The 2,130-nt window shown below is 53.7% G+C and carries 4 protein-coding genes; 2 read left to right on the top strand and 2 right to left on the bottom strand.

Features of this window, described 5'->3' with window-relative positions:
* The coding region (locus EDC63_RS19165; protein WP_262982421.1) for a hypothetical protein at positions 1–249 on the bottom strand (249 nt) is incomplete at its 3' end.
* 60 nt (positions 250–309) lie between these two features.
* On the opposite strand from EDC63_RS19165, the gene EDC63_RS18950 reads away from it, so the two are divergent.
* Together EDC63_RS18950 and EDC63_RS18390 are read left to right on the top strand one after the other, a co-directional pair.
* Positions 310–477, top strand: a complete 168-nt coding sequence (locus EDC63_RS18950; RefSeq protein ID WP_223272305.1) for a hypothetical protein — start codon at positions 310–312, stop codon at positions 475–477.
* A gap of 65 nt (positions 478–542) precedes the next feature.
* Positions 543–1,469, top strand: a complete 927-nt coding sequence (locus EDC63_RS18390; protein ID WP_124946290.1) for a hypothetical protein — start codon at positions 543–545, stop codon at positions 1,467–1,469.
* A 208-nt stretch (positions 1,470–1,677) separates the two neighbouring features.
* On the opposite strand, the gene EDC63_RS18650 is transcribed toward EDC63_RS18390, so the two are convergent.
* Positions 1,678–2,130, bottom strand: a 453-nt coding sequence (locus EDC63_RS18650; protein WP_223272304.1) for a hypothetical protein, incomplete at its 5' end; no start/stop codon positions are given.

The raw sequence follows: 2,130 nt of genomic DNA, 5'->3' as shown, positions 1-2,130 counted from the left end.
GGCATCAGCTATGTTACTCAGTACAGCTACGATGGTGCCAACCGTCTGGCGAGCATAACCCCGCCTACCGGCGAAGTCCTCACCCTGGGCCGCAACCCTGCCGGCCATATTGACAGCGTCACCAGCAAAAACGGTACGGTCACCACGACCCTCGCCAAAAACATCGTCTACGATGGTGCCGGGCAGGTCACTGCCCAGACCCTGGGCAACGGCGTCAAGCAAAGTGCCAGCTATGACCTCAGCGGCCACCCGGCGGTCTTCAGTGTCAACCGGGTAGATGGTGACCTCAATGGAGACGGTATCGTCAATGTGGCTGACGTTGCTCTGGCTGAGCGTATGGCACTGGGCCTGCTACAGCCGACAGCCGACCAGCTCATGCATGGGGATGTAGCGCCTAATGCGGCTCCGGACGGCATCATCGATGCAGCGGATGTGTCGCGCATCAGAAGAAAGGCATTGGGGCTGGAAAGCTTCTGACAGACCGCACCAATACGCTAAGCAAGCAAAGCACGTACAAGCACAAATATAACGGGAGAGAACACATGAACGCACGGACAACTTTACTGCTGCTGTTATTGCCACTGATGGGACTAATAGGTGGGTGTGCGGGGACGCAATCTTTTACCACGGCAGCGCGGGCGGGAGAAACTATAGCGCTGCCAGTCGGTTGGCTAAATCTCAAGAGTCAAAATTTGAATGTAACCATCACGCCCGCATCAGGGCCAGCTTTTACTAATGTTCAGGTAAAAGCAATAGTCAATCTTTATCCGGACCCTTCTTCCAAACTGATGGTCGGTTTCCGTACCAAGCAGGATCTAGGTAATGGAGATTTTAGTATTGGCAGAAATATCAATAATATTGTGACAACGGATGACAGAGAGTGGTGGCAAACTACTATTTTACTTGACTTGCCTGCCACTATACCGACAGGGGCTGCGAAGGTAAATATTACAGACAACGCAGGCAACACAATTTACCCGGTTAATGTGACGGTTTTGCCTGGAATCGCGCAATCCAATTTATTTAACATATATACCCCAGGTACAGGTGGGCAGGGTGCATTTGATTTCTTAAACACCTACCCAGCTGCACTCAAGTCCATGGAAACTGCTAACCGCTATGTTGTCACTTTTAGTGGCCAAGACGCCAGCGGTAACGATCTTATTCCACATTCTATCCAATTGCAGTTCACTCATACGCCAAGTGTGGGAGTGGCATGCGTCATTGACCCGGTCGCCTATCTGAAAAGCACAGTGTGGTCGGACGATGGTGCTACTTTGAAAGTGATGTTAACTCCTTCCAAGGGTAGTACCCTTACACAAACCTTGAGTAATAAGGGCTTAGTACAATTCAAGTTCTATGTCGCAGGTGGTATTACCAACCTTACTTTGGACCCATCCAGTGTCAAAGCCTACGACATCAACGGCACCCTGATGACCGGGGTGACTGCCAAAGTCACTCCGCAATAAGCCAAGCCAAAGGGACCCTCACATGCTATCGCTCACCCGGCTCCTCACCACGCCTCTGCTGGCAGGCCTGCTGTTACTCGGCCATCCTGGCGCCCAGGCTGAAACTGCCAGCCTGCAACTGGACAACAACGGCAACATCACCCAGCGCAGTACCTCACGGGGTACTACCACCTACACCTATGATGCCTTGAATCGTCTGGATACAGAGTCAGGTCCAGCCAAGACTCAAACCTTTAAATATGATGCCGATGGCAACCGCCTGAGTGATGGCAGTGGCAGCTACACCTACAGCCCCACGGCCAACCGTATGGCCACCCGGCTCGGTGCAACCGTGACCCTTGACCCTGCCGGTCACATTACCGCTGACGGCACCGGCCGTACCTACACTTACAACCAGGCCGGACAACTGACTACTAGCAGCAAAGGCAGCTTGCTGGCCAGCTACTACTACAACGCCCAGGGCCAGCGCACCCGCAAGGTGACCACTGCCAATGCGCCCCAAGGGGCACAGACCACCGTCTACCATTATGACCTGCAAGGTCACCTGATTGCCGAAACCAGCGGCACCGGCACCCCGATCCGCACCTATGTGTGGCGGGATGATACCCCGATCGCCCAGATCGAACACCAGCCCAGCCGCAAGATCTTCTATTATGAAGTG

This window comes from Sulfurirhabdus autotrophica (assembly GCF_004346685.1).
GTDB lineage: Bacteria > Pseudomonadota > Gammaproteobacteria > Burkholderiales > SMCO01 > Sulfurirhabdus > Sulfurirhabdus autotrophica.
The sequence above is the reverse complement of the archived record's forward strand: the minus strand, read 5'-3'. Positions and strand labels throughout refer to the sequence as shown.